At 32.2% G+C, this 23,117-nt stretch carries 19 protein-coding genes; 13 read left to right on the top strand and 6 right to left on the bottom strand.

The window, feature by feature from the left end:
* Nucleotides 1-53 precede the first annotated feature (53 nt).
* On the top strand, nucleotides 54-1,376 hold the full coding sequence (locus B4H69_RS10940) for a M16 family metallopeptidase (protein WP_180906235.1): 1,323 nt from the start codon (nucleotides 54-56) through the stop codon (nucleotides 1,374-1,376).
* 14 nt (nucleotides 1,377-1,390) lie between these two features.
* The gene (locus tag B4H69_RS10935; RefSeq protein WP_244958025.1) at nucleotides 1,391-3,436 is read left to right on the top strand and encodes a M16 family metallopeptidase; all 2,046 of its coding nucleotides are present in this window, start codon (nucleotides 1,391-1,393) and stop codon (nucleotides 3,434-3,436) included.
* Nucleotides 3,437-3,650: 214 nt separating this feature from the next.
* Here the strand turns inward: B4H69_RS10935 and ccsA are convergent, their stop codons facing one another.
* Entirely contained in the window at nucleotides 3,651-6,941 is a 3,291-nt protein-coding gene (gene ccsA, locus B4H69_RS10930; RefSeq protein WP_180906236.1) for a cytochrome c biogenesis protein, read from the bottom strand.
* Nucleotides 6,942-7,211: 270 nt separating this feature from the next.
* On the opposite strand from ccsA, the gene B4H69_RS10925 reads away from it, so the two are divergent.
* The 4 genes from B4H69_RS10925 to B4H69_RS10910 all read left to right on the top strand — a co-directional run bounded on the left by B4H69_RS10925 (nucleotide 7,212) and on the right by B4H69_RS10910 (nucleotide 9,978).
* Nucleotides 7,212-7,640: a CC0125/CC1285 family lipoprotein gene (locus tag B4H69_RS10925; protein WP_180906237.1), complete on the top strand. Its 429-nt coding sequence runs from the start codon at nucleotides 7,212-7,214 to the stop codon at nucleotides 7,638-7,640.
* A gap of 93 nt (nucleotides 7,641-7,733) precedes the next feature.
* Nucleotides 7,734-8,990 carry a Y-family DNA polymerase gene (locus tag B4H69_RS10920; RefSeq protein ID WP_180906796.1) on the top strand — a complete coding sequence of 419 codons (1,257 nt, stop codon included), beginning with the start codon at nucleotides 7,734-7,736 and terminating at the stop codon, nucleotides 8,988-8,990.
* Complete coding sequence (locus tag B4H69_RS10915; RefSeq protein ID WP_280045956.1) at nucleotides 8,963-9,460, top strand: LexA family protein; 498 nt, start codon at nucleotides 8,963-8,965, stop codon at nucleotides 9,458-9,460. The genes B4H69_RS10920 and B4H69_RS10915 overlap by 28 nt, the downstream gene beginning before the upstream one ends.
* Before the next feature lie 56 nt (nucleotides 9,461-9,516).
* The gene (locus B4H69_RS10910; protein WP_180906239.1) at nucleotides 9,517-9,978 is read left to right on the top strand and encodes a hypothetical protein; all 462 of its coding nucleotides are present in this window, start codon (nucleotides 9,517-9,519) and stop codon (nucleotides 9,976-9,978) included.
* A gap of 34 nt (nucleotides 9,979-10,012) precedes the next feature.
* Here B4H69_RS10910 and B4H69_RS10905 read toward each other — a convergent pair whose 3' ends face one another.
* On the bottom strand, nucleotides 10,013-11,401 hold the full coding sequence (locus tag B4H69_RS10905) for a hypothetical protein (protein WP_244958026.1): 1,389 nt from the start codon (nucleotides 11,399-11,401) through the stop codon (nucleotides 10,013-10,015).
* A 294-nt stretch (nucleotides 11,402-11,695) separates the two neighbouring features.
* Between B4H69_RS10905 and B4H69_RS10900 the strand changes: the two genes are divergently transcribed.
* Nucleotides 11,696-11,944 (top strand): type B 50S ribosomal protein L31, encoded by a 249-nt coding sequence (locus tag B4H69_RS10900; RefSeq protein WP_180906240.1) that lies wholly within the window; start codon nucleotides 11,696-11,698, stop codon nucleotides 11,942-11,944.
* A 132-nt stretch (nucleotides 11,945-12,076) separates the two neighbouring features.
* On the top strand, nucleotides 12,077-13,249 hold the full coding sequence (locus tag B4H69_RS10895; protein ID WP_180906241.1) for a proline dehydrogenase family protein: 1,173 nt from the start codon (nucleotides 12,077-12,079) through the stop codon (nucleotides 13,247-13,249).
* Between the two features lie 51 nt (nucleotides 13,250-13,300).
* On the opposite strand, the gene B4H69_RS10890 is transcribed toward B4H69_RS10895, so the two are convergent.
* Together B4H69_RS10890 and B4H69_RS10885 are read right to left on the bottom strand one after the other, a co-directional pair.
* Nucleotides 13,301-13,609 (bottom strand): hypothetical protein, encoded by a 309-nt coding sequence (locus B4H69_RS10890; protein ID WP_180906242.1) that lies wholly within the window; start codon nucleotides 13,607-13,609, stop codon nucleotides 13,301-13,303.
* A gap of 67 nt (nucleotides 13,610-13,676) precedes the next feature.
* Nucleotides 13,677-13,988 carry a hypothetical protein gene (locus B4H69_RS10885; RefSeq protein ID WP_180906243.1) on the bottom strand — a complete coding sequence of 104 codons (312 nt, stop codon included), beginning with the start codon at nucleotides 13,986-13,988 and terminating at the stop codon, nucleotides 13,677-13,679.
* Between the two features lie 148 nt (nucleotides 13,989-14,136).
* Between B4H69_RS10885 and priA the strand changes: the two genes are divergently transcribed.
* Nucleotides 14,137-16,596, top strand: a complete 2,460-nt coding sequence (gene priA, locus B4H69_RS10880) for a replication restart helicase PriA (protein WP_180906244.1) — start codon at nucleotides 14,137-14,139, stop codon at nucleotides 16,594-16,596.
* Nucleotides 16,597-16,638: 42 nt separating this feature from the next.
* On the opposite strand, the gene B4H69_RS10875 is transcribed toward priA, so the two are convergent.
* Entirely contained in the window at nucleotides 16,639-17,013 is a 375-nt protein-coding gene (locus B4H69_RS10875; RefSeq protein WP_038335690.1) for a membrane protein, read from the bottom strand.
* 412 nt (nucleotides 17,014-17,425) lie between these two features.
* Nucleotides 17,426-17,926, bottom strand: a complete 501-nt coding sequence (locus B4H69_RS10870) for a GbsR/MarR family transcriptional regulator (protein ID WP_180906245.1) — start codon at nucleotides 17,924-17,926, stop codon at nucleotides 17,426-17,428.
* Between the two features lie 174 nt (nucleotides 17,927-18,100).
* On the opposite strand from B4H69_RS10870, the gene B4H69_RS10865 reads away from it, so the two are divergent.
* The 4 genes from B4H69_RS10865 to B4H69_RS10850 are packed head-to-tail and all read left to right on the top strand — an operon-like array spanning nucleotide 18,101 to nucleotide 22,491.
* The gene (locus tag B4H69_RS10865) at nucleotides 18,101-18,790 is read left to right on the top strand and encodes an ABC transporter ATP-binding protein (protein ID WP_135836687.1); all 690 of its coding nucleotides are present in this window, start codon (nucleotides 18,101-18,103) and stop codon (nucleotides 18,788-18,790) included.
* A 57-nt stretch (nucleotides 18,791-18,847) separates the two neighbouring features.
* On the top strand, nucleotides 18,848-20,077 hold the full coding sequence (locus B4H69_RS10860) for an ABC transporter permease (RefSeq protein WP_038335694.1): 1,230 nt from the start codon (nucleotides 18,848-18,850) through the stop codon (nucleotides 20,075-20,077).
* Nucleotides 20,077-21,333 carry an ABC transporter permease gene (locus B4H69_RS10855; RefSeq protein ID WP_180906246.1) on the top strand — a complete coding sequence of 419 codons (1,257 nt, stop codon included), beginning with the start codon at nucleotides 20,077-20,079 and terminating at the stop codon, nucleotides 21,331-21,333. The genes B4H69_RS10860 and B4H69_RS10855 overlap by 1 nt, the downstream gene beginning before the upstream one ends.
* A gap of 24 nt (nucleotides 21,334-21,357) precedes the next feature.
* Nucleotides 21,358-22,491 (top strand): efflux RND transporter periplasmic adaptor subunit, encoded by a 1,134-nt coding sequence (locus tag B4H69_RS10850; protein WP_115001196.1) that lies wholly within the window; start codon nucleotides 21,358-21,360, stop codon nucleotides 22,489-22,491.
* Nucleotides 22,492-23,117 lie beyond the last annotated feature (626 nt).

Below are 23,117 nucleotides of genomic sequence, written 5' to 3'. Positions count from 1 at the left end.
ACTGCTACTAATGTTACATAAGCATAATAGATAAAAAACTTAAAAACTACTAAATGAAGAAAATTTTTATGTCTATCTTATTTGCAGGATCAGCGTTATTTGGTCAGCAAATAAAATTTGATGAGTATACTCTACCAAACGGATTGCATGTTATCCTTCATCAAGATAATTCTGCTCCAGTTATTACAACAGGTGTTATGTATCACGTAGGTTCGAAAGATGAGCAAGTTGGTAAAACAGGTTTTGCACACTTTTTTGAGCATTTATTATTCGAAGGAACAGAGAACATCAAAAGAGGGGAATGGTTCAAAATTGTTTCTTCTCACGGAGGTTCTAACAATGCGAATACAACAACAGATAGAACATATTATTACGAAACTTTTCCATCAAATAATTTAGAATTAGGATTATGGATGGAATCTGATCGTTTGCGTCAACCAATTATCAATCAAATTGGTGTCGATACACAAAAAGAAGTTGTAAAAGAAGAAAAACGTTCTCGTTTAGACAATCAACCTTATGGTAAATTTTCGTACGGAGAAGCAGTTAATCCTCACGTTTTCAAAAAACACCCTTACCGTTGGAGTGTAATTGGTTCTTTTGAGGATTTAAGTAATGCGAAATTAGATGATTTCAAACACTTTAGTCAAACTTTTTATGTGCCAAACAATGCTGTATTAGTTGTTGCGGGTGATTTTAATAAAGACGAAGCAAAGAAATTAATTGAGAAATATTTTGGTGTAATTCCAAGAGGAAAAGATGTTGTGAAAACGGTTGTAAAGGAAGATCCAATTACATCAGAAATTCGTGCAACAGAATATGATGCAAATATTCAGATTCCTTTATTGGCGATTAATTATCGTACGCCAGATAACAAATCAAAAGATGCTTATGCATTAGAAATGTTATCAAGCTATTTAACAGGTGGAAAATCATCAGTTTTATATAAAAAATATGTTGACGAGAAAAAAGAAGCATTACAAATTTTTGCTTTCAATCGTCAAATGGAAGATTACGGAATTTATTCAATCGGAATTTTACCACAAGGAGAAGTTTCTTTGGATAAATTAGAAGGAGATTTACAACAAGATATAGAAAAAGTTCAAACAAATTTGATTTCTGAAGAGGATTACCAAAAAATCTTAAATGGAATTGAAAATAGTTTTGTGGCTTCAAAATCGGGTGTTCAAAACATTGCACATGCTTTAGCGGATGCTTATATGTTGGGCGGAGATACAAATAAAATCAACGAAGAATTGAAAATTTATCAATCTGTAACAAGAGAGGATATTCGTAATGTTGCTAAAAAGTATCTAAACAAAAACCAACGTGTAATTATTCATTATTTACCAGAATCTAAAAAAGCTGCAAAATAAAAAACAACCGAATTATGAAAACAAAAATATTATCTCTTGCAATCGCTTTTATGGCAGTTAGCTTAAATGCACAAGTGGCGATTCCAATGCCAAAACCAGGTCCAGCACCAACGGTTAATTTAGGAAAATCGAACGAATTCAAATTAAAAAATGGTTTAACAGTTATCGTTGTTGAAAATCATAAATTACCACGAGTTTCTGCGACATTAACAATCGATAATCCTCCATTTGCATTAGGTGCAAAAAAAGGAGCAGAGTCTTTGTTAGGCGAAATGTTGGGAACAGGAACAAAAACAAAATCCAAAGATGATTTCAATAAGCGTATTGAGTTTTTAGGTGCTCGCGTTAATTTTTGGGAAGAAGGAGCTTCTGCAAGTTCTTTGACTAAATACTTTAACGAGATTTTTGGTTATATGGCTGATGGAGCTATGAATCCAAACTTTACCGAAAGTGAATTTGCTGATGTTAAAAAACGTTACATCGAAGGTTTAAAAGCTGACGAAAAATCTGTAGAAGCTGCAGCATCTCGCGTTTCGAATATATTAGTTTACGGAAAAAATAATCCTTTCTCAGAATTTGATACACCAGCCCAAATTGAGAAAATTACATTGCAAGATGTGAAGGATTACTACAATACCTACTACAAACCAAACAATGCTTATTTGATTGTTGTTGGAGATATTTCGACAAAAGATGTAAAAGCATTGGCGGAGAAAAACTTTGATTCTTGGCAAACAGGAAAATTAAATATTCCAGCATTTCCAAAAGTAGAAGAAGTTACAAAAACGGAATTAAATGCGATTAACATGCCGAATGCAGTGCAATCTGTGGTTTCGGTTTCGTATCCAGTTCAGTTGACAAAGAAAGATCCAGATTATTATGCAGCGTTAATTGCGTCATCTATTTTAGGAGGAGATTTCAATTCAAAATTGAATATGAATCTTCGTGAAGCGCATGGTTGGACATATGGAGCACGTGGAGGAGTTTCTGATTCTCGTTACGTTGGGCGTTTCAATACTAATGCAACTGTTCGTAATGAAGTAACTGATTCTGCAATTGTTGAGACGATGAAAGAAATCAAAGGAATGACGTTAAACAAAATTGATCAACAAACGTTGAATGATGTAAAAGCGAAATTCTTAGGAAACTTTATTTTGACTTTAGAAAGTCCTTCTACAGTTGCGAGTCAAGCTTTAACTAAAAAAACAAATCAATTATCAGATAGTTTTTATGCAGATTATATCAAAAATATTAATGCAGTAACAATTGATGATGTTTTACGAGTTTCGAAAAAATATTTCCGTCCAGATCAAGCAAAAATCAATGTAACAGGGAAATTAGAGCAAATTGCTCCAGCTTTAGAAAAATTAGGCTACCCAGTTAATTATTACGATTCTTTCGGAAATAAAATAGATAAACCAACTTCTGGTGCAAAAACTACAACAGTTACTGTCGCTCAAATTACAGATAATTATTTTAAAGCTATTGGTGGTGCGGACAAAGTGAAAGCTGTAAAATCGATTGCTCAAAAAGGAAAAATTGAGACAATGGGAATGAGTGGAGATTATGCCATAAAAAATGCGGCACCTAATAAAACTGCAACTGAATTCACGATTATGGGAATGACTATTAAACAAGTTTTTGATGGTCAAAAAGGTTATATGTCTCAAGCAGGTCAAAAAATGGATTTACCAGCAGATATGACAGCTCCTTTGTTTAAGACAAATTCATTATTTACACCTTTGTCAGAGGGTTATAAAACAGCTAAAGTAGAAGGAATCGTTTCTGAAAATGGAGTTGAGTATTATAAAGTTGTTGCTGCTGATATTGATCGTACTGATTTTTATGATGTAAAAACAGGTTTGTTAATGAAATCTGAGCAAAAAATGAAATCTCCACAAGGAGATATGATTGCAACGACAATTAACAAAGGATATAAAACGTTTGATGGAATATTAATGCCTTCTGAAATGATAACGGAAACAGGTCAGCAAACGATCAAAATTGTTATTGATACAACAGAAATTAATAAAAACGTTTCTGACACAGATTTTAAATAAACAATTCTTTTAAATATTTTTCAAATTAAAAAGGTAATCCGAGTTTTTGGATTGCCTTTTTTAGTTTTATAAAATATAAGCTTCTTCTAAGAATCTATTTAATATAGATTTCTCTAACGTCTAGGTTTTAAAAATTATATTTAATGATTATTAAAACCAAAATAAAAAAGCTCACCTTTCGATGAGCTTTTAACATTTATAATATTCAAAGAAATTAATCTTTTGATTTTACATGGTAAACTTTGTTTTGGAAATACCAAGCTGCAATAGATAAAACTAACATTGCGACTGCTGTTGCAGGAACCCAAAATGGAATTGGAATTGGATCTCCGGCTGCGTATGAATGTAATCCAGATAAGTAATAGTTAACGCCAAAATACGTCATAATTACTGTCCAAACAGCCCACATTGCAGCGATGTTAAAAGTTAATTTCCCTCTTAATCCTGGAACTAAACGCATGTGTAAAACAACTGCATAAACAATTACAGAAACGAAAGCCCAAGTTTCTTTTGGATCCCAAGACCAGTAACGTCCCCAAGATTCGTTTGCCCACATACCACCTAAGAATGTACCAACAGTAAGTAAGAAAATTCCAATTGTTAATGACATTTCAGAAACGTAAGTCATTTCTTTTAGTGAAATTTCAATCTTTTTATTTGGTTTAATCATCATGATAATTAATGAGAAAACTCCTAAAATAGCACTTAATCCAAAGAAACCATAAGATGAAACGATAATCGCAACGTGTACAATTAACCAATACGATTTTAGAACTGGTACTAATGGTGTAATTTGTGGATCTAACATAGAACCTCCGTGCGCAAATCCCATCATAATTACAGCAACCATAGCTCCTGTTGTTGGAATAAATGCGTTTCGGTTTTTGTATAATAACAATCCAGCTAAAACACTAATCCATGAAATAAATACAATGGCTTCGTAACCGTTAGACCAAGGTGCGTGTCCCGTTAAATACCAACGAACACCAAGTCCTGCGGCTTGTATGATAAAGACAATAAATATTAATCCCAAACAAACATTGATAATTCGATGCAGTGCTTTGCTTTCTGAAAATAACTGAATGAATGATAAAATCATTAAGACTCCACCAACCATACAATAAGCAATCATCACCCAAAAGAAAACGTTGTATTTATTGTATAACACCTCAATCTCAACTTTTGTTGGAGAAGGCACAACATTTTTACCCCATTTTTGTTGGTATTTATCGATATAATCTACTGCATTATCTGCAGGCGTCCAATTACCATTTTCTAATCCTTTCGAAACCATGTTAAAATAAACACTAATCATTCCAAGTGCCATTGTATCGATTTCTACAGGATTTTCTTGTGTTTGATAAATCCAAGAAGTCCAACGCTCTGAAGGATCATTCTGAACTGGAATTATTTTTAATTGATAACCTTTTGCAGTTTGATCTAAAATATTGAAACGCTCTGTAACTTTAATCACTTCCTCATCAAATTTAGAACGCTCTGAAGGTTTTCTTGAGAATGCTTCGTTATAGGCTTTGTCTAATTTGAAACGAGTCGTTTTTGGATCAATCAAATTCATTAAAGATGTGTAACCATCTTCGTTTGCGCTTGTAATCTTCTTTAAACGATCACCTCCTTTATCACCAACTTCAATCATTGGAGCATTTACCCAATAAGCAGGATCTAATTGCAAAGAAATAAACCATTTATTGGCAGATAATCCGTGAAATTTATCTTTTTTGTAAACTTTTCTAAGAATTTCTAAAGCTTGCGTATTAACAGGTTTTATACGTCCTTCGATATCTTGTGTAAGTAAATGACCAAATTTATCAGCGTGTTCGTCCGGAATTTTTACATTCTTTGCTAATTCATCTCCATCAGCCATTTTTGTAGAAAAACTACCAATGTGTTCTGATGAATGAACATTACCTTTTTCCGAATCAGTCTGAATTTTTTGATGTCCATTTTTTCCTCCATCAGTAGTACTAGGATTTTGAGCAAATGCTAATCCAGAAAGTAAAAATAGTGGAAGTAAGATATTTACTTTTTTGGTATGTAAACTTTTTAATAAAGAGTTTAATTGTGTAAAACGAGTTCCTTTCCAGAATAATGAAACAAACATTCCTCCAAATAATAAGAAGTATCCTAAATAGGTAATGTTAGTTCCCCACCAGTCTTGGTTAACTTGTAAAATAGTTCCGTCTTCTGTTGGGAAATAACTCGATTGGAAGAAACGGTAACCTTTATAATCCATTACATTGTTCATATAAATGTGATGTTTTGTTTCTTTTCCTTCGTCGATAACTGTAATGTTAGATTCGAAAGAAGAAGGATTTGTAGAACCAGGGTAACGATCTAAAATAAAGTCATCTAAACGAATACTAAATGGAACTTTTACTAATTTAGAACCGTAACCTAACGAAATATTCATTCCGTCAATTTGTACGTCAGCAGAATAATTTGTGACACCTTTTCCTCCAACAATTGTTACTGTATCGCGTTTATCACCAACAATAACTTCGGCTCTAATTGCACCAGGAAGATTTTTTTCTTCTGCTTTAAATTTAGAACCTTGTCGATATAAAACTTCACCTTTGAAAGCCGGATTTGGAACTACAAATTGCGCTCCGTTGATTGTATATAACGAACGTAATTTTAATGGAGCAGGGACATTAAACTCAACTTTTCCAGCACCTTCTTGCAATTTCTGCATGTCTGTAATTTGTCCAACTTGTTGTCCAGCCATTTGCACATATTCTCCTTCGAAAGGCGATTTGATAACCAAATTTTCTCCTTCTCCAGTAATTTGTACCGCACCATCTTGTGGTCTATTGTACGAAACTAAAGTTCCATTAACACTTTTGATTTCACCATTTCTGATGAAAACAGAATTACGTCCAGTTTGTCCAACTGTCACGATTTCTAAAACATTAATTCCTTCTTTTTTTCTTACAACTGTATCTAAAGCGTGAGGTACGTAATCAAAAGTTTTTAATTTAATGACTTTATCTTTGAACTGATATTCACCTTCAAAGTGTCTACGGAACAAAGAACTTGTACTATCTTTTCTGTCAAAATACGTCATGTTGTATTGATGATTATCGTATGCTAAACGTTGTGTACCATCATCAACCATCATCTTGAAATAAGATTTGTACGATGTAATTTCGTTACTTGTTCCTCCTTCTGGAATAGGCATTTCACCCTCGAAACTGATGTAACGAGTAATTCCTCCTCCAATAAAAATAAACAAAAATGCTAAGTGGAAAACCAATAAAGGCAATTTTTCCTTTGACCATAATCGGTATCGTTTGATATTCATTAAGAACAAAACGATCAACCAAATCATTAATACCTCAAACCACTTTGCCTCGTAAATAACAGCTTTTGCAGTAGCCGTATCGTAGTCATTTTCAATGAAAGTGGCATAACCCATGGCGATTGCGTAGATGAATAGCAAGACCGTCATGGTTCTGGTAGAAAATAGATATTTTTCTAATTTACTCATTACTTATAATTGATTTACAAAAATAGGTGAGTTTATCAGATAAAGCATTAAAACTTAAATGATTTTTATTAGAATCAATGAGTTAATAGAATGTTAAATATATTGCACCGAAATTGATTTTAAATATGTGAAAAACATACTATTAATCAGAAATGTTTATAAAAAAGTATTTTCTTCAAAAATAATTTGTTAAGAAAATATTTAGAAATATCAAAAACATATCTTAAAAGGAATAACTTTTGTTAAAGCACAATAACCAATTATAATGATATGAAAAAATTAACTCAAATTTTATGTGCTGGAGCTTTCATTTTTGCTTTAGCAAGTTGTCATAACAGCAAGGCTGTTGCATACCAAAAAGATAATGGTACAGGCGGTTATACCGAAGAAAAGGTAAACAATGATACGTATATTGTTAGTTTTGATGGAAACGAATACAATAAAAAAGACAAAACGTTTGACTATGCTTTGTTGAGAGCAGCAGAAATTGGTCAGCGTAATAATTTTGATTATTTTGCAATTTTAAGTACGGTGAACGATAAAGTCTTGGAAAAAAGTAACAGCTATACAAAGTTAGATAATAATGATACGTGGCTGAAAGTACAATATTTCAAAAACAGTAAACCAATAAAATTTCAAACGGTTTATGAACCAGCTGTTGTAATAAAAGATTTGCATAAAAAATATAAAATTAAATAAGGATACAAACCACTCATTTGAGTGGTTTTTTTTTTGAATAAATTAACATTTTCGATGACACAATGTGGCGTTTTAACTTCTCAACTTTGTATTATGTTCGCATTGATAGATTGTAATAATTTTTACGCCAGTTGCCATCGTGTTTTTCAACCGAAGCTTCTTCATCAGCCAATTGTAGTATTGTCTAATAATGATGGTTGTGTAATTTCGCGTTCTGCCGAAGCGAAGTTAGCTGGAATTCCAATGGGTGCGCCTGCGCATCAATTTCAACGTATTTTTGAACAGAAAAAAATCAAAGTTTTTTCGTCAAATTATCAATTATATGCGGATATGAGCAATCGTGTAATGTCGATTTTATCGTTGTATTCGCCCGATCAAGAAATTTATTCGATAGACGAATGTTTCTTAAAATTGAATGGATTTGATCGTTTTGATTTGAAAAATTACGGATTAGAAATCAAATCTAAAATTTATCAGTTTACAAAATTGCCAGTTTGTGTTGGAATTGCACCAACTAAATCCTTGGCGAAATTAGCGAATCATATTGCGAAAAAATTTCCAGAAGTTCATCAAGGAGTTTATGTTATTCAGACTCAAGAACAAATCCATAAAGCGTTAAAATGGTTAAATATCGAAGATGTTTGGGGAGTTGGTAGACGAATGTCACGACGTTTGAGAATGATTGGTGTCAATAAAGCGTTGGACTTTGTACAATTAAAAGATGATTTTCTTCGGAAAGAATTTTCGATAGTAGGTTTGCGTTTGAAAAAAGATTTGTTAGGTGAAGCGGTGTTAGATTTAGAAGCGATTTCGGCAAAGAAAAGTATTGCAACGACGCGTAGTTTTGAAGAATATACCAACGATTTTGAATATGTAAAAGAGCGTGTTGCTACTTTTGCGGTTTCGTGTGCAGAGAAACTTCGGAAACAGAATTCGTCTTGCAATTTGGTTACAGTTTTTATTCAGACCAATAATTTTGATAGAAATAAACCGCAATATTACCGTACAATTTCGGTCCATTTACCTTACGAATCGAATTCAAGTATTACGTTGTCCAAATTTGCAATTAAAGCGTTTGAGCAAATTTATAAAGATGGTTATGAGTACAAAAAGGCTGGAGTAGTGGTATCTGGAATTGTTTCGTCAGATCAAAAACAATTATCGCTTTTTGAAGAAGAAAATCCAAATCATCCAGATTTGATGAAAGTCATCGATTTGTTGAACAAAAAATTTGGTGCAGCAAAAATAAAATTAGCTTCGCAAGATTTGAATAAAACGTGGAAAATGCGTCAAAATAATTTATCACCTTGTTATACAACGAAGTGGAAAGATTTGTTGGTGGTGTATTAAATGATAGAAAAATGAATGGAGAGATAAAAATGTTAGACAAAGAACTCAATCTTTTTGTGATAAATACAGATGGTGAGAAAAAATATATTCCGAATTTTGGTCATGTAAATGCTGGATTTCCTTCACCTGCAGAAGATTTTGTAGATGATAAAATAAGTTTGGATGAACGTTATTTAACGCATCCCGAATCTATTTTTTTGATTGTCGTTGGTGGAGATTCGATGTATCCTGTTTATCAAAAAAATGATATTTTGGTGATTCGGACAGATCTTATTCCGTTGCATCATGATGATATTATTGTTTCCGTTAATAATGAAGATTATACGTTGAAACGTTTTGATAAAATAAACAATAAATTAATAGCAATAAATCCAAATTACAAAGATTGTGTACAAATACACGAAAATGATGAGGTGGTTATTTTAGGTGTTGTGGGTGTTTTGGTACGAGAAAAAACGAATAGAATTTAAACCTTTGTTGTAACTTTTTTATAAAACATGCATCTTAATAGTAAAGATATGATGTTATGAGAAAATTTATTTTATTGTGTTTTGCAGTGATGTTGGTACAATCTTGTGTGACAATTTCAACTGTTTCTAATGTGTCAACGAATGCGTCAAGATATTTGAGTATTGATGGAATTTATAAAACAGAAGGAACAACATATTCGGCAACAAAAGTGATTAGACGAAATAATAATCAAATCGTTTTGGACTTTACACAAATGCAAGGAGAAGTTTATTATTTCTTGAAAACAAATCAAGATATAGAACTTGAATTAGATTATGAAGTGAAACAAAAAAATGGTTTAATGGATTTCTCGATAGTAGATTATACAGGAAAAGAATTAACTCAAATAGGTAGTGCTTCGAAAGGAAAAATGAATAAAAAAGAATCTATTCATTTAGAATCTTATAAAAGTTATAGAATCAATTTTAAAGGAGATGAGTTTAAAGGAAAAGTATCTGTTCAGTTAAATAATAAATAAAAATAAATAAGGTCGANNTCGACCTTATTTATTTTTATTGAAATGCTCCAATTGTAGGAGTTGTTCCTCGTGGTTGTCCATTGTAATCTAACGGATATTGTTGTGCAAAAGTTACTTTTCCTTTCCCTTTTGCTGGCGATTCGTTTTTCACCGCTAATTTATTTGCAAAATATTCTGTATTTTCAAACATCGGATCCAACGTAATACTTGCCAAGAAATTTGGCGCAGTTGTGACATTTAACGTTGAAGTATCTACATTATGAATAATATTGGTATCAAATAAATAATTGAAAGCCGCACCATCTTTTTTATCCAATAAAATAGCATTCGGCGTATTATCATTATAAAAAATACAATTCCCGAAGGTTGCTTTTGTTAAAGCCGAAACATTTTTATCATTGTTTTCATTACTCAAGAAAAGTGAATAAGCTGGACCAGCACCTGTCGCAAAATGGTAATAATTGGCAAAAGTAGAATGATAAAATTCGTACGAACCTCCATATTCTATTGCTAAAGTTGCCAAATTACTATTATTCATCACTAAATTGTAACCTGTAATTGTAGCGTTTGTAGCTAAAATTCCATACGATTGATTATTGACAATTTTGGCGTTACTAATATCTAATTTCGAGTTATTTACGTGTAAACCAGTATCCGCACCAATAATTTTTGTATAATTGATTTTCGATGTACTATTTGGAGCTAATTCGATTTTGTTCCATTGATCAGGAATCGAATCGTATTTGTTGTCATGACGCGCCGAACGAAATTTTACTTCTTCATTCAAAGCTCCATTCACAGTAAGTTTTGCATTGTTTCCAATTGTTAAACTTGCTCCTTTTTTGAAATAAACTTTAGCTCCTTTATCAATTGTTAAATCACTTGTAACCGTTAAATTTCCATCAATTACTTGGGCTTCGTTCACATTCCAATTTGCAGAAGAAATTGTAGCATCTTTTGTATGAATTTTAGCTTTTTCTATCCAAGAAAGTAACTTAATTTTTTTAGAAGAATTAGTTGTTTCAAAATTAATTTCGTCATCGTAAAGTGGATTAAGAGGCGCTTCTTGTGCATTTACTTCAACAAAAATAAATAAACTATCTTTTTTGCGAATCGGTACATTTTCGAAACTTGTTCCTGCTTTTCCGTCTACATTTATATTGAAAAATGAATTATTTCCACGTGTCAAATATATTTTTGGAATTACGCGATCATCATTCTCAGGATTATAAATTTTAAGAAGATAAGTTTCAGATTTAGAAAAATTATATACGGTATCTACGGAAACGGTATCTTTGCTAAAACGCAATTCAGAACTAATAGGATCATAGTCAAAATCATCGCGACAAGATTGAAAACCAATCAAAGAAGCAATACCAAGTCCGGCGATTAATGTTTTTACGTTCATAAAGTTATGATTCATTATATAAGTTTAAACAGCAAATAATAGGTTTTATTGTAGATGGACAAAGATAAAAATTAGATTTTTATGAATAGATTCACCAAAAATATTTGTACGAATTACTAAAATGTTTATATTTGCACCACGAAAAATGTGTACAAGAAGTGCAGGTTTAATTTTAAGAAGCCCATTACACTCGAAATTAAATTTGCTTAACGTATTGTTTTAAATGTTTTTTCAATAAAATTGATTGTAACATTCTGTAAATAATATTATCTTTGCACTCCAATAAAGTTAACAAAGAAGATTAAAAAAATGAAAAAAGATATCCACCCAACAAATTACCGTTTGGTAGCATTCAAAGATATGTCTAACGAAGATGTATTCATCACAAAATCTTGTGCTGATACTAAAGATACATTAGTTGTTGACGGAGTAGAGTACCCATTAATCAAAATGGAGATTTCTTCTACATCTCACCCATTTTACACAGGTAAATCTAAATTGGTTGATACTGCAGGACGTATCGACAAATTCAGAAGCAAATACGCTAAAAAAGGATAAGAATAGGCAACTATTTGCAATCTTTAAAATATATCAAAAACCTACAAGAATTTCTTGTAGGTTTTTTTAGTTTAATCAGGTTTTAATTATAAATTTGTAACGTTATATTAACACAAAAAATAGTTAACTCACATGTCTTTATTCGACAATACACAGTTTGCTTTCGAATCGAAATCAGATAAAGATTTAAAGAAAGCGTATTACTTATACAAGTTAATCGGAAGCCCCGCATTGACAAGTTTTGGAACTAAGTTTTTTAATTTACCATTTGCGGTAGATATCCCATTTGTAAAACCTGTAATTCGTGAAACAATCTACAAACAATTTGTAGGAGGAGAAACGGCAGAACAAGGTGTGGTTGTCGCAAATGAATTATTTAAATATCACGTAAGTTCTATTTTAGATTATTCTATCGAAGGATTAACAGAAGAAAAACAATTTGACGAAGTTCGTGACGTTATGTTACACTTGGTTGATTTAGCAAAATCTAATCAATCAATTCCATTTGTAGTTTTTAAACCAACTGCATTTGGTCGAATCGAATTATTTGAAAAAGTAGGAAAGAAACAAACGTTAACTGCAGAAGAAGAAAAATCTTGGGCAAATATTCGTCAACGTTTCGAGGCTGTATGTCAAAAAGGATATGAGTTAGATGTTAATATCATGGTAGATGCAGAAGAAACTTGGATGCAAGGTTCTGCAGATGATTTGACTGACGAAATGATGGTGAAATATAACACAAAGCGTGCTTTAGTTTGGAATACGTTGCAAATGTATCGTCATGATCGTTTGGCTTATTTGAAAGAAATGTATGCAAAAGCAGAACGCGAAGGATATTTCTTAGGATTCAAAATTGTGCGTGGAGCATATATGGAGAAAGAACGTGCACGTGCGCAAGCTGAAGGTTATCCATCTCCAATTCAACCAAACAAAGAAGCTTCGGATAGAGATTATAACTTAGCGTTAGAATTTATTGCTTCTCATCATGAACGTTTTGGTTTATTCGCAGGTTCGCACAATGAAGAAAGTTGCGAATTGTTAATCAAATTGATGAACGAAAACGGAATCGAGAAAAATAATCCAAATTTTTGGTTTGGACAATTATTCGGAATGAGTGATAATATTTCATTCAACTTGGCGCATTTAGGATACAATATTGCTAAATATTTACCATATGGACCAATCAAAGAAGTAATGCCTTACTTGGTTCGTCGTGCGCAAGAAAATACATCTGTTGCAGGACAAACTGGACGAGAATTGATGTTGATCGAAAAAGAATTAGAGCGTCGTAAAAAATCGAAATAATCGTGTTTTTATATCAAGCAAAAATCCACTCAATTTGAGTGGATTTTTTAATTAATTATTATTTTTCTTGATTTTAATCTTGCCTTTATGTTCGTGATACATCATACAAGTTGCTTTATTTTCTAACTCTTTGCATGTTTTTTCAAAATCATAAATAACACTTACTATTTCACCTTCTTTTTTGTCCGAAAGCATTTCATTATTACAAACCAAATAATCCTCTTTATCATCAACACGAATGTAAGTTCCTGTACAATCTCTCACAATTGTTCCTGTAAATAATCGATCGTGTTTGATATTTGTACTACAAGAAGATAGGGCTAAAGTAAAGAGAGTAGTTAATGTGAAAAGTAGTTTCATATTTTGATAAATTAATAATCATAAATATAAAGTTTTTTATAGAGTAAATAAATAGAGCTTAACTATTTTAAAAACTTTTTTCATTAAAATTTAGAATAACCAACATCATCGAATCTTGTAAAGAAGTCACTTGATGAATAACTTTTGGCGGAAGAATATATTCGTCAAATTCTTTTAGATTGACAATCTCAATTTTTGAGTCAATTTCTATTTCACCTTTCAACATCAAAATTTTTGCATTTACAGGTAATTGATGATCGATTAATTTCAAACCTTTTTTCAGTCCAAAAGCAACAACACGCGTATCATCATTTCTGAAAATGATTTTTATAATTGGTTTTTCCGATTCCGAAATCTGATCTAAAATGGCATGTAACATAATGATAGTTTTTGAATTCTCTTAAAATTAGTATTAATTCTTCAAACTGTCTGAAAATGAAATATTAATAATTTGTGAAATTTTAAGCAATGGTAATCTTCATTCTTAACACAAAAAAATGTTTAACTTGCGTTTTTAATCCTATAAAATGACAATTAATTATTTTGCCGAAATTATTTTACCCCTTTCATTAAATGGAACATTTACGTATCATCTTTCTGAAATTGATTTACAGCAAATTAAAGTTGGTCAGCGTGTTTCCGTGCCTTTCGGAACGCAAAAATTATATACAGGAATTGTACATTCTATTCATCAAAATGCACCAGAGTTATACAAAACAAAGGCGATTCATGCTTTTTTGGATGACGTACCTTTGGTCACGCAAACACAAATTAATTTTTGGGAATGGATGGCAAATTATTATATGTGTTCGTTGGGTGATGTTTTCAGAAATGCTTTTCCTTCTGCGTTAAAATTAGAATTTCAAACTTTTGTTCGATTAATTAATCCAAATTATGAAACAATTGAAGAATTAAATGATTATGAATTTTTAGTTTTTGAAGCATTGAAATTAAGAGAAATAATTTCGGTTGAAGAAGCAGCTTTAATTGTGGATGAAAAATCAGCAATTCCAACACTTAAATTATTAATTGATAAAGGAATTATTCGATTAGATGAAAAACTTAACGAAAAATATACGCCAAAAATTGATAATTATGTCAGATTACATCCTGATTTAAAAGGAAATGAAACTGCTTTTATTGAGATTTTAAATCAATTAAATAAAGCGCCAAAACAGCGCGAAACTTTGTTGCAATTGATTACATTAGAGACGCAATTACAAGAAAAACCGCTAAAAGTGGCAGATTTTGTAAAACAAGGAGCGACAAATGCAGTACTTAAATCGTTAGCAGAAAAAGGAGCGGTCGAAATTTATCAACATCAAACTTCTCGTGTAGAAGAACAGGAGAAAGATGTAACTGAGATTTCAGAATTGACATTGAAACAAACTGCTGCTCTAAATCAAATTAAAGAAGATTTTAAAGATAAATCGACTGTTTTGTTGCATGGTGTAACATCAAGTGGAAAGACAGAAATTTATCTAAAATTGATGGAGCAAGTAATTGCGAAAGGAAATAAAGTGTTGTATTTATTGCCAGAAATTTCGGTCACAACGCAAATTGTTCATCGCATTAAAAAACATTTTGGAGAAAGAGTAGGAGTTTATCATTCGAAATTCAATCAAAATGAACGTGTCGAATTGTGGCAAAAAACCTTGAATGGTGATTTCGATATTATCATTGGTCCACGAACAGCGTTGTATTTGCCTTTTGATAATTTGGGAATGATTATCGTCGACGAAGAGCACGAATCGTCTTACAAGCAGATGGATATAAAACCATTTTTTCATGCACGCGATATGGCGATGTTGCTTGGAGGAATGATGAACGCAAAGGTTTTGTTAGGTTCGGCGACGCCTTCGGCTGAAAGTTATTATAATGCAAAAAATAAAAAATATGGTTATGTCGAATTAACGGAACGTTTTGGAAACATAAAATTGCCCGAAATTAATTTGGTTGACCTCAAAAAAGCGCAAAAGGAAAAAGAAATTACAGAAGATATTTCACATACACTTCGTGATGAAATTTTCAATCAATTGCATCAAAAAAAACAAGTCATTTTGTTTCAGAATCGGCGTGGATATGCACCGATTATGGAATGTAATACGTGTGGTCATACGCCCGAATGTCCAAATTGTGATGTCAGTTTAACATATCATAAATTCTCGAATCAACTAAAATGTCATTATTGTGGTTATGCGCAAGCGAAACCCTTGCGTTGTCCAAGTTGTGGTTCGCACGAATTGAATACAAAAGGTTTGGGAACGGAGCAGATAGAACAGCAAGTTCAAACGATTTTTCCTGATGCAAAAGTTCGAAGAATGGATGTAGATTCGATGCGCGGGAAATTTGCTTACGAAAAATTAATTGAAGATTTCGAGAATAAAGAAATTGATATTTTAATTGGAACGCAAATGATTACAAAAGGTTTTGATTTTGGAAATGTTAATTTTGTTGGTGTTATTCGAGCGGATTCTTTGTTGAATTTTCCAGATTTTAGAGCGCACGAAAAAGCATTTCAATTGTTAACGCAAGTTTCTGGTCGTGCAGGTCGTAGACAAGAGCAAGGAAAAGTATTGATTCAATCTTTTCAACCTGAACATCAGATTTTGCAAAATGTTACAACTTACAGTTATGCGCCAACGATGAAGGATATTTTGTATGAGCGCAAAGAATTTTTGTATCCGCCTTATTCTCGGTTAATCAAGTTGCGTTTCAAGCATAAAAATAAAGAACGTTTGGATAAAACAGCGGCTCAATTGGTTGTTTTGCTTAAACCAAGTTTTGATGCAAAATGTTTACTTGGTCCTGAAGCGCCTTCGATTGGACGAATCAATAATTTGTATATCACAGATGTGATGATTAAAATTCGACCAAATCAATCACCTCAAAAAGTAAAAGATTTAATTCAATCAAAAATAGATCAACTGCATACAATTGCGGCTTTTCGCTCTGTACGAATTGATGTAGATGTAGATCCAGTTTAAAATAAAAACCTCCCAAAAGTTAACTTTTGGAAGGTTTTTTTGTTAAGATTCTAGGCTTCTTAAATATTGTTGTTGCAAAGATCGACGTCTACCTTTCATAAATAAGAATAGATTTAGCATTAACATTATTCCTAAATAAATGGCGAATCCTCCAATTTTTGTGCTTAATCTTACAATTAAATCTTCGGTTGTTGCGATAGAAGTCATGTAAACAATTAGCATGGCGAAACCAATATTCAAAAGATAAAAACCAATTTTGAACAATGAATTTGTTGCGCTTGCAATATCTTCTTTTTGATGAAAAATATCGTACATAAATATTTTTCCATTTTTGAATAAAACGTTAGAAACTGCGATTGTCATTAATATTGCCACTGGTAAGTAAACCAAATATGCAATTAGATTGTAATTTGTCATAATTTGTTGTGTTTAAGTGTTTATTTTTTTGCTTTTTCTTGCGATATAAATAATCGATAAATTAATAAAATGTAATATTCCGAGAATTAATAATATAAATCCAATTTTGTAGGACAAGGACGAAAACATAATGGTAATGGAATCAACTCGCTCCCAATTTTGTAAACTTATTGCCGAAAATCCAAGATTGACCAAGTAATAACCAATCAATAAAAGATTATTAATAGATTGACAAACAGAATGATTGTCGATTAAATTTGTCAGGTATATAAAACCAATTTTATACACTTTCCAACCAACAAAAATGGTGATGTAGAAAGTAATAATTAGATAAATGATATACGAAATAATATTATGCATATTGAATTTTCAATAATTTTTGAAACTTATAATTCAAAAAAATACGAATTGATTATTTCATCAAATTCGTGATTTTTCCTACCAACCAATGTTCATCAGACTTTATGGCAAGGTCCATTATATTATTGATTTTTGTCGAAACAGAAGATAAATCTTGTAACAATTTTGCAAATTCTTTTGCATCATCAGATTGATCGTCAATGTTTTTTAATGATTCTAAAAAATCAATTACCGGCTCTATTTCACGCTTTCTGCGTTCTTTTGTAATTTGTTTGAACAAATACCAAACATCTTTATCGGCAACAAAATATTCTTTACGTTCTCCTTTTATCAATTCTTTTCTCACAATTCCCCAATCCATCAAAGCACGCAAATTCATGTTTGCATTTCCTCTCGAAATTTGCAGTTCTTCCATGATTTGATCAGTAGAAATTGGTTCGTTGTACGTTAATAATAATGCATGAACTTGTGCCATTGTGCGATTTATTCCCCAATTAACAGCGAAAGTTCCCCAAGTTTGAACAAATTTTTCTTTTGATTCTTCTAATTTCATTGCAATTATTATTTACACAAATATATATAAATTTCTAAACTTTCAAAAATTATTGAAAATTAATTTTAAAAAATATTTCATTAACAGATTCTTAGATAAATCTTAAACTTGCTTGTAACATTTTTCTGATAATTTCGACTTATCTGTTATCTTTATTGAAATTTACAACAATCTATGATATCTATTCGAGATTTAAATAAATCCTACATAATGGGAAAAAATAAACTTCACGTACTCAAAGGAATTAACCTTGAGATTGCGGAAGGTGAATTTGTTGCGATTATGGGATCTTCGGGTTCAGGGAAATCAACTTTATTGAATATCATTGGGATGTTGGACGAGCATGATACAGGTATTTATGAATTGGATGGCGTTAGAATCGAGAAATTAAACGAAACTAAAGCGGCTAATTATCGAAACAAATTTTTAGGATTTATTTTTCAATCGTATAATTTAATTGGTTTCAAAAATGTCTTAGAAAATGTTGCCTTGCCGTTGTATTATCAAAAAGTAAAACGTTCGGATCGAAATAAAATTGCGCTTAGTTATCTGGAGAGAGTAGGGTTGGAGCCTTGGGCTACTCATATGCCAAACGAACTTTCGGGTGGACAAAAACAGCGTGTTGCAATAGCGCGTGCTTTGGCTGCAAAACCAAAATTGTTATTGGCAGATGAGCCTACGGGAGCATTGGATACGAAGACGTCGCAAGAAGTAATGCACTTGATTCAAGAAATTAATGACGAAGGTAAAACTATTGTAATGGTGACGCACGAAGATGATATTGCAAATATGTGTAAACGTATTGTTCGTCTGAAGGATGGTGTAATAGTAAGTGACGAAAAAGTAGAACAAGTAAGAGTTTAATGATTTTCGGATTTCAAACTTCGTCAATCATAAATCAAAGAATCGTAAATATAAAATATGTTTGATACAGACCGTTGGAGCGAAATATGGTCGTCCATTGCAAGTAATAAATTGCGTACGGCATTGTCGGGTTTGACAATCGCTTTAGCGCTTTTTGTGTTTATTACATTGTATGGATTGGGAAATGGTTTGCAGAACGGATTTCAACAAGAATTCTTTAAAGCAAATTCATTAAATATTACTGTTAACGGCGGAACGACAACTGAGCCTTACAATGGTTTCAAACAAGGACGTACCATAGAATTGGACGTAAAAGATTTTGATTTTATTAAACATTCTTTTCCAGATGAAATAAAATCGATTGTAAGTACAATTTCAAAAAGTGATACAATTCGAAATGAAGCTAATTCAGGAAGTTATTCGATTACTGGAGTTTATCCAGAATATGAATCAATGATTAATGAAAATGTAACGCTTGGTCGATTTATCAATAAAAAAGATATGGAAAATCAATCCAAATCAATTGTTATTGGACGATTGGTTGCGCAAGATTTTTTTCCAAATCAAATTGCTATTGGTAAGTATTTGCAATTAGGTTCAAGTATGTATCAAGTGGTTGGTGTTTTCGAAAGTAAAGATGGTGGCGATAATGCTGAGCGTGCTTTGTATGCGCCTTTTACAACATTTAGAACGATTTATGCGACGGATAAAGTTTCATCAATTATTGTAACGCCAAAAGATGGAATGGCTTTGGCTGATATATCTAAACTAGCAAATGCAATCGAATATAATATAAAAGGCCGACACAATGTTGCGCCTTCTGATTATGGTGGAATTTGGGTGCGAAATGCAGCCGATGCAATGGAAGATACCAATCAATTTTTCTTGATTTTGACAATTATTGTATTTGTAATTGGTGGAGGAAGTTTGATTGCAGGAATCGTAAGTATCGGAAATATTATGGTGTTTAGTGTAAAAGAGCGTACCAAAGAAATTGGTATTCGAAAAGCTTTGGGCGCAACACCAGCCAATGTTTTGGGATTGATTTTACAAGAAGCAATTATGATTACAATTATTTTCGGAGCAATAGGAATTGCTTTAGCGGCACTTGTTGTAGAAAATATTGGTGATAGTTTAGAAGAATATTTTATTTATAATCCAGGCGTAGAAACCAATTCGTTGGTCATGGCTTGTATTATTTTATTTGTTGCAGGAACAGTTTCTGGATTAATTCCAGCTTTGAATGCAGCACGTATTAAACCTATTGATGCTTTAAGAGACGAATAATGAACTTTATAAAATTTGTTTTTGATCCAGATGCTTGGAGCGAAGTCTATGCGGCGATTCGTAAAAATAAATTGCGCACTATTTTGACGATGATTGGTGTCGCATGGGGAATGTTTTTATTTGTCTTATTGTTAGGCGTAACACGTGGTTTGCAAAATGGTTTTGACCGAAATTTAGCAGATGCCGCAACCAATTCATTATTTGTTTGGGGAGGAACAACATCGATGCCGTATCAAGGATTTCAGAAAGGTCGCACAATTGAATTGAAAATGAGTGATGTTCGTCAAATTCAGGCTCGTTTTCCTCAAATTTCGTTGTTAGCACCTCGAAACTCTAAACCAAATTCTATATTAACTTACGGAACAAAATATAATTTTTACACGGTTAATGGAGATTATCCAGATCAAAACCGAATGTTTGGGAAAGATATTATTCAAGGTCGTTTTATCAATGAAGATGATATCAAAACTGAATCGAAAGTTTGTGTAATTGGAATTGAAGTAGCGGAACAATTTTTTGGTGATAAACCAAAACCTTTGGGAAAAGAAATCAGAATTAGCGATAGTTATTATACAATTGTCGGCGTTTACGACACACCTTCTTCACCTGTAGAGAGCAAAGATCAAGTGTTTATTCCGTTTACAACATTTCAAAAAATATACAATCAAGGGGAAACGATTCAATATTTAAGTTTGAGTTTGCCTAATAATTATGATATTGTTGCATTCGAAAAAGAATTAAAAACATATCTGAAACAGATTAAAAATATTTCGCCTGATGACGACCAAGGAATTGGAGGTTTTAATTTAGGTGAAATGCTTGGGAAGATTATGAAATTCGTAAAAGGAATGCAATTCCTAGCAATTGTTGTAGGAGGAATGACATTATTTTCTGGAGTTATTGCGATTGCAAGTATTTTATTGATTACGGTTTCAGAACGTACAAAAGAATTTGGAATTCGAAGAGCATTAGGTGCGATTCCTGCTCAAATTCGCGGGCAGATTTTGTTAGAATCAGTAGTTTTAACATTAATTGCAGGTTTAGGCGGAATTATTTTTGCAGCACTCTTGCTAATGGTTCTCAACGAAGTCATCATTCCATCAAATAAAAACATACCTTTATATAATGCATCAATCGATTTGTTTACACTTTTTACAGCTTTAGCGGTGATGGTGGTTATGGCAACTTTAGCGGGATTGATTCCTGCTCAACGAGCAATTCAAATCAAACCTATTGATGCATTGAGAGATGAATAACTAAAACTTAACAGATATAAAAGAATGAAAAAATTTCTAAAGATTTTGATGATTGTCGTTTTTATCGGTGCTGTAATCGGTGTGATTGCGTATTTCGGTAAAAAGAATAGCCAAGACAATGAAGTTTATGAAACGACAACACCTTTTATGGGAAATATCGAGGTGAAAGCTGTTGCAACTGGTGAAGTAAAACCGTTGGAAACAATTGAAATTAAGCCAAATATTTCAGGTGTTATAAAATCGATTAATGTTGCAGAAGGACAATATGTAGAGCGCGGTCAGTTGATTTGCGAACTGAAAGTTGTTCCTAATGTTCAATCGTTAAATGCAGCTCGTCAGTCTATTCAAGCGGCACAAATTACGGTCGATCAAGAACGTCGTAATTTTAATCGAACATCTACTTTATACAATCAAGGTGTTTTGCCTCGTGCAGATTATGATAATGCAAATGCAACATATAAATCAGCTCAACAACAATTAAAAGCTGCCGAAAACGATTACAAAGTTGCGCAAACAGGTATTGCTCCTGGTTTGGAAGCTTATGCAACAACGCGTATTACGGCAACAACTTCGGGAATGATTTTAGATATTCCTGTTGAGGTTGGGAATATGGTTCAGGAGATCAATAATTTCTCTACAGGAACGACGATCGCTACGATGGCTGACGTTAAGAAAATGATTTTCCAAGGAAAAGTTGATGAAGCTGAGGTAGGTAAATTAAAAGAAGGAATGAAAATTAATGTATCGATCGGTGCGATTCCGAACAAAACTTTTACAGCGATTCTTGATTTTATTTCCCCTCAAGGAGTTGCAACGAATGGAGTAGTGCAGTTCGAAATTAAAGCGCCGGTTCAATTAGATTCTGATAATTTTATTCGTGCAGGATATTCTGCAAACGCTGAGGTTGTGACGCAAGAAGCGAAAAATGTATTGTTGGTAAAATCAGCGCATGTTCGTTACGACGAAAACCAAAAACCATATGTTGAGATTCTCACTTCTGGTAAAGGACAAGATGCGAAGTACGAAAAGAAATACATCACTCTTGGAATTACAGATGGTGTGAACGTTCAAGTAAAATCTGGCTTGAAAAAAACAGATAAAATCAAAATTTGGAATACCGATTTAGAAAAAGACAAAAACGGTAACGGTCCACATTAATAAGATAAAAAAGGAGAACTAAGTATTCTCCTTTTTTATTTCTGTTATTCCGATTTTATAAAAACTTAATTATGATGTCATATTGAATTCGTTTCAATATTATATATTAACTATATTGAATAACCTATTCTCACTTTGCGACAATTCTTCCCGAGTAGATAACCACAAAGTANNAAACCATCATCGTCTAATCATTTCATTGCTGTAAAAATTATATAACATCGACCCAAATATAAAAAAAACAAATTCTCCTGTATAATCGAATTTAAGAACGACCTTTCAATAAAAAGGCGTTCATAAATGAAGAAATTCGAAGCGAAGAAAAAGATTTAGCCGATAGGTTTTTAAATCTTTTCGCGCAGAATGATTCATTTTAGCCTTTTTGTTGAGGTCTTGATTTTTTTGTTTCGTTTTTTTATCAAGAAAAAAATGAAAGTAAATATTAATTTTTCACATAAATCTCTCTATTTCGTCTACCGTTTAGCGTAAACCGTCAAATATTTCAAAAAATATTTCCCATCGTACCAGCAACTTAAGAGAAGAATGTAAAATAAATGTAAATTATGTTTGGAAAAACGAATAATGCAGGCGTATATTTGCAACCGCAATACGAAAGACGAGTAGTA

Origin of the sequence: Empedobacter sp. UBA6745, assembly GCF_002453775.1 — a bacterium.
GTDB classification, from domain to species: domain Bacteria; phylum Bacteroidota; class Bacteroidia; order Flavobacteriales; family Weeksellaceae; genus Empedobacter; species Empedobacter falsenii_C.
Note: the sequence above shows the minus strand (reverse complement) of the source record. Positions and strands in the feature narration are given on the sequence as shown.

Excerpts from the sequence above, each read along its gene's own strand:
- B4H69_RS10865 (WP_135836687.1), top strand. The coding sequence starts at position 18,101 with ATGATATCTATTCGAGATTTAAATAAATCCTACATAATGGGAAAAAAT.
- B4H69_RS10875 (WP_038335690.1), bottom strand. The coding sequence starts at position 17,013 with ATGACAAATTACAATCTAATTGCATATTTGGTTTACTTACCAGTGGCA.
- B4H69_RS10935 (WP_244958025.1), top strand. The coding sequence starts at position 1,391 with ATGAAAACAAAAATATTATCTCTTGCAATCGCTTTTATGGCAGTTAGC.
- B4H69_RS10905 (WP_244958026.1), bottom strand. The coding sequence starts at position 11,401 with ATGAATCATAACTTTATGAACGTAAAAACATTAATCGCCGGACTTGGT.
- B4H69_RS10860 (WP_038335694.1), top strand. The coding sequence starts at position 18,848 with ATGTTTGATACAGACCGTTGGAGCGAAATATGGTCGTCCATTGCAAGT.
- ccsA (WP_180906236.1), bottom strand. The coding sequence starts at position 6,941 with ATGAGTAAATTAGAAAAATATCTATTTTCTACCAGAACCATGACGGTC.
- B4H69_RS10885 (WP_180906243.1), bottom strand. The coding sequence starts at position 13,988 with ATGTTACATGCCATTTTAGATCAGATTTCGGAATCGGAAAAACCAATT.
- B4H69_RS10870 (WP_180906245.1), bottom strand. The coding sequence starts at position 17,926 with ATGAAATTAGAAGAATCAAAAGAAAAATTTGTTCAAACTTGGGGAACT.
- B4H69_RS10925 (WP_180906237.1), top strand. The coding sequence starts at position 7,212 with ATGAAAAAATTAACTCAAATTTTATGTGCTGGAGCTTTCATTTTTGCT.
- B4H69_RS10895 (WP_180906241.1), top strand. The coding sequence starts at position 12,077 with ATGTCTTTATTCGACAATACACAGTTTGCTTTCGAATCGAAATCAGAT.
- B4H69_RS10890 (WP_180906242.1), bottom strand. The coding sequence starts at position 13,609 with ATGAAACTACTTTTCACATTAACTACTCTCTTTACTTTAGCCCTATCT.
- B4H69_RS10910 (WP_180906239.1), top strand. The coding sequence starts at position 9,517 with ATGAGAAAATTTATTTTATTGTGTTTTGCAGTGATGTTGGTACAATCT.
- B4H69_RS10850 (WP_115001196.1), top strand. The coding sequence starts at position 21,358 with ATGAAAAAATTTCTAAAGATTTTGATGATTGTCGTTTTTATCGGTGCT.
- B4H69_RS10920 (WP_180906796.1), top strand. The coding sequence starts at position 7,734 with ATGTTCGCATTGATAGATTGTAATAATTTTTACGCCAGTTGCCATCGT.
- B4H69_RS10940 (WP_180906235.1), top strand. The coding sequence starts at position 54 with ATGAAGAAAATTTTTATGTCTATCTTATTTGCAGGATCAGCGTTATTT.
- B4H69_RS10855 (WP_180906246.1), top strand. The coding sequence starts at position 20,077 with ATGAACTTTATAAAATTTGTTTTTGATCCAGATGCTTGGAGCGAAGTC.
- B4H69_RS10900 (WP_180906240.1), top strand. The coding sequence starts at position 11,696 with ATGAAAAAAGATATCCACCCAACAAATTACCGTTTGGTAGCATTCAAA.
- priA (WP_180906244.1), top strand. The coding sequence starts at position 14,137 with ATGACAATTAATTATTTTGCCGAAATTATTTTACCCCTTTCATTAAAT.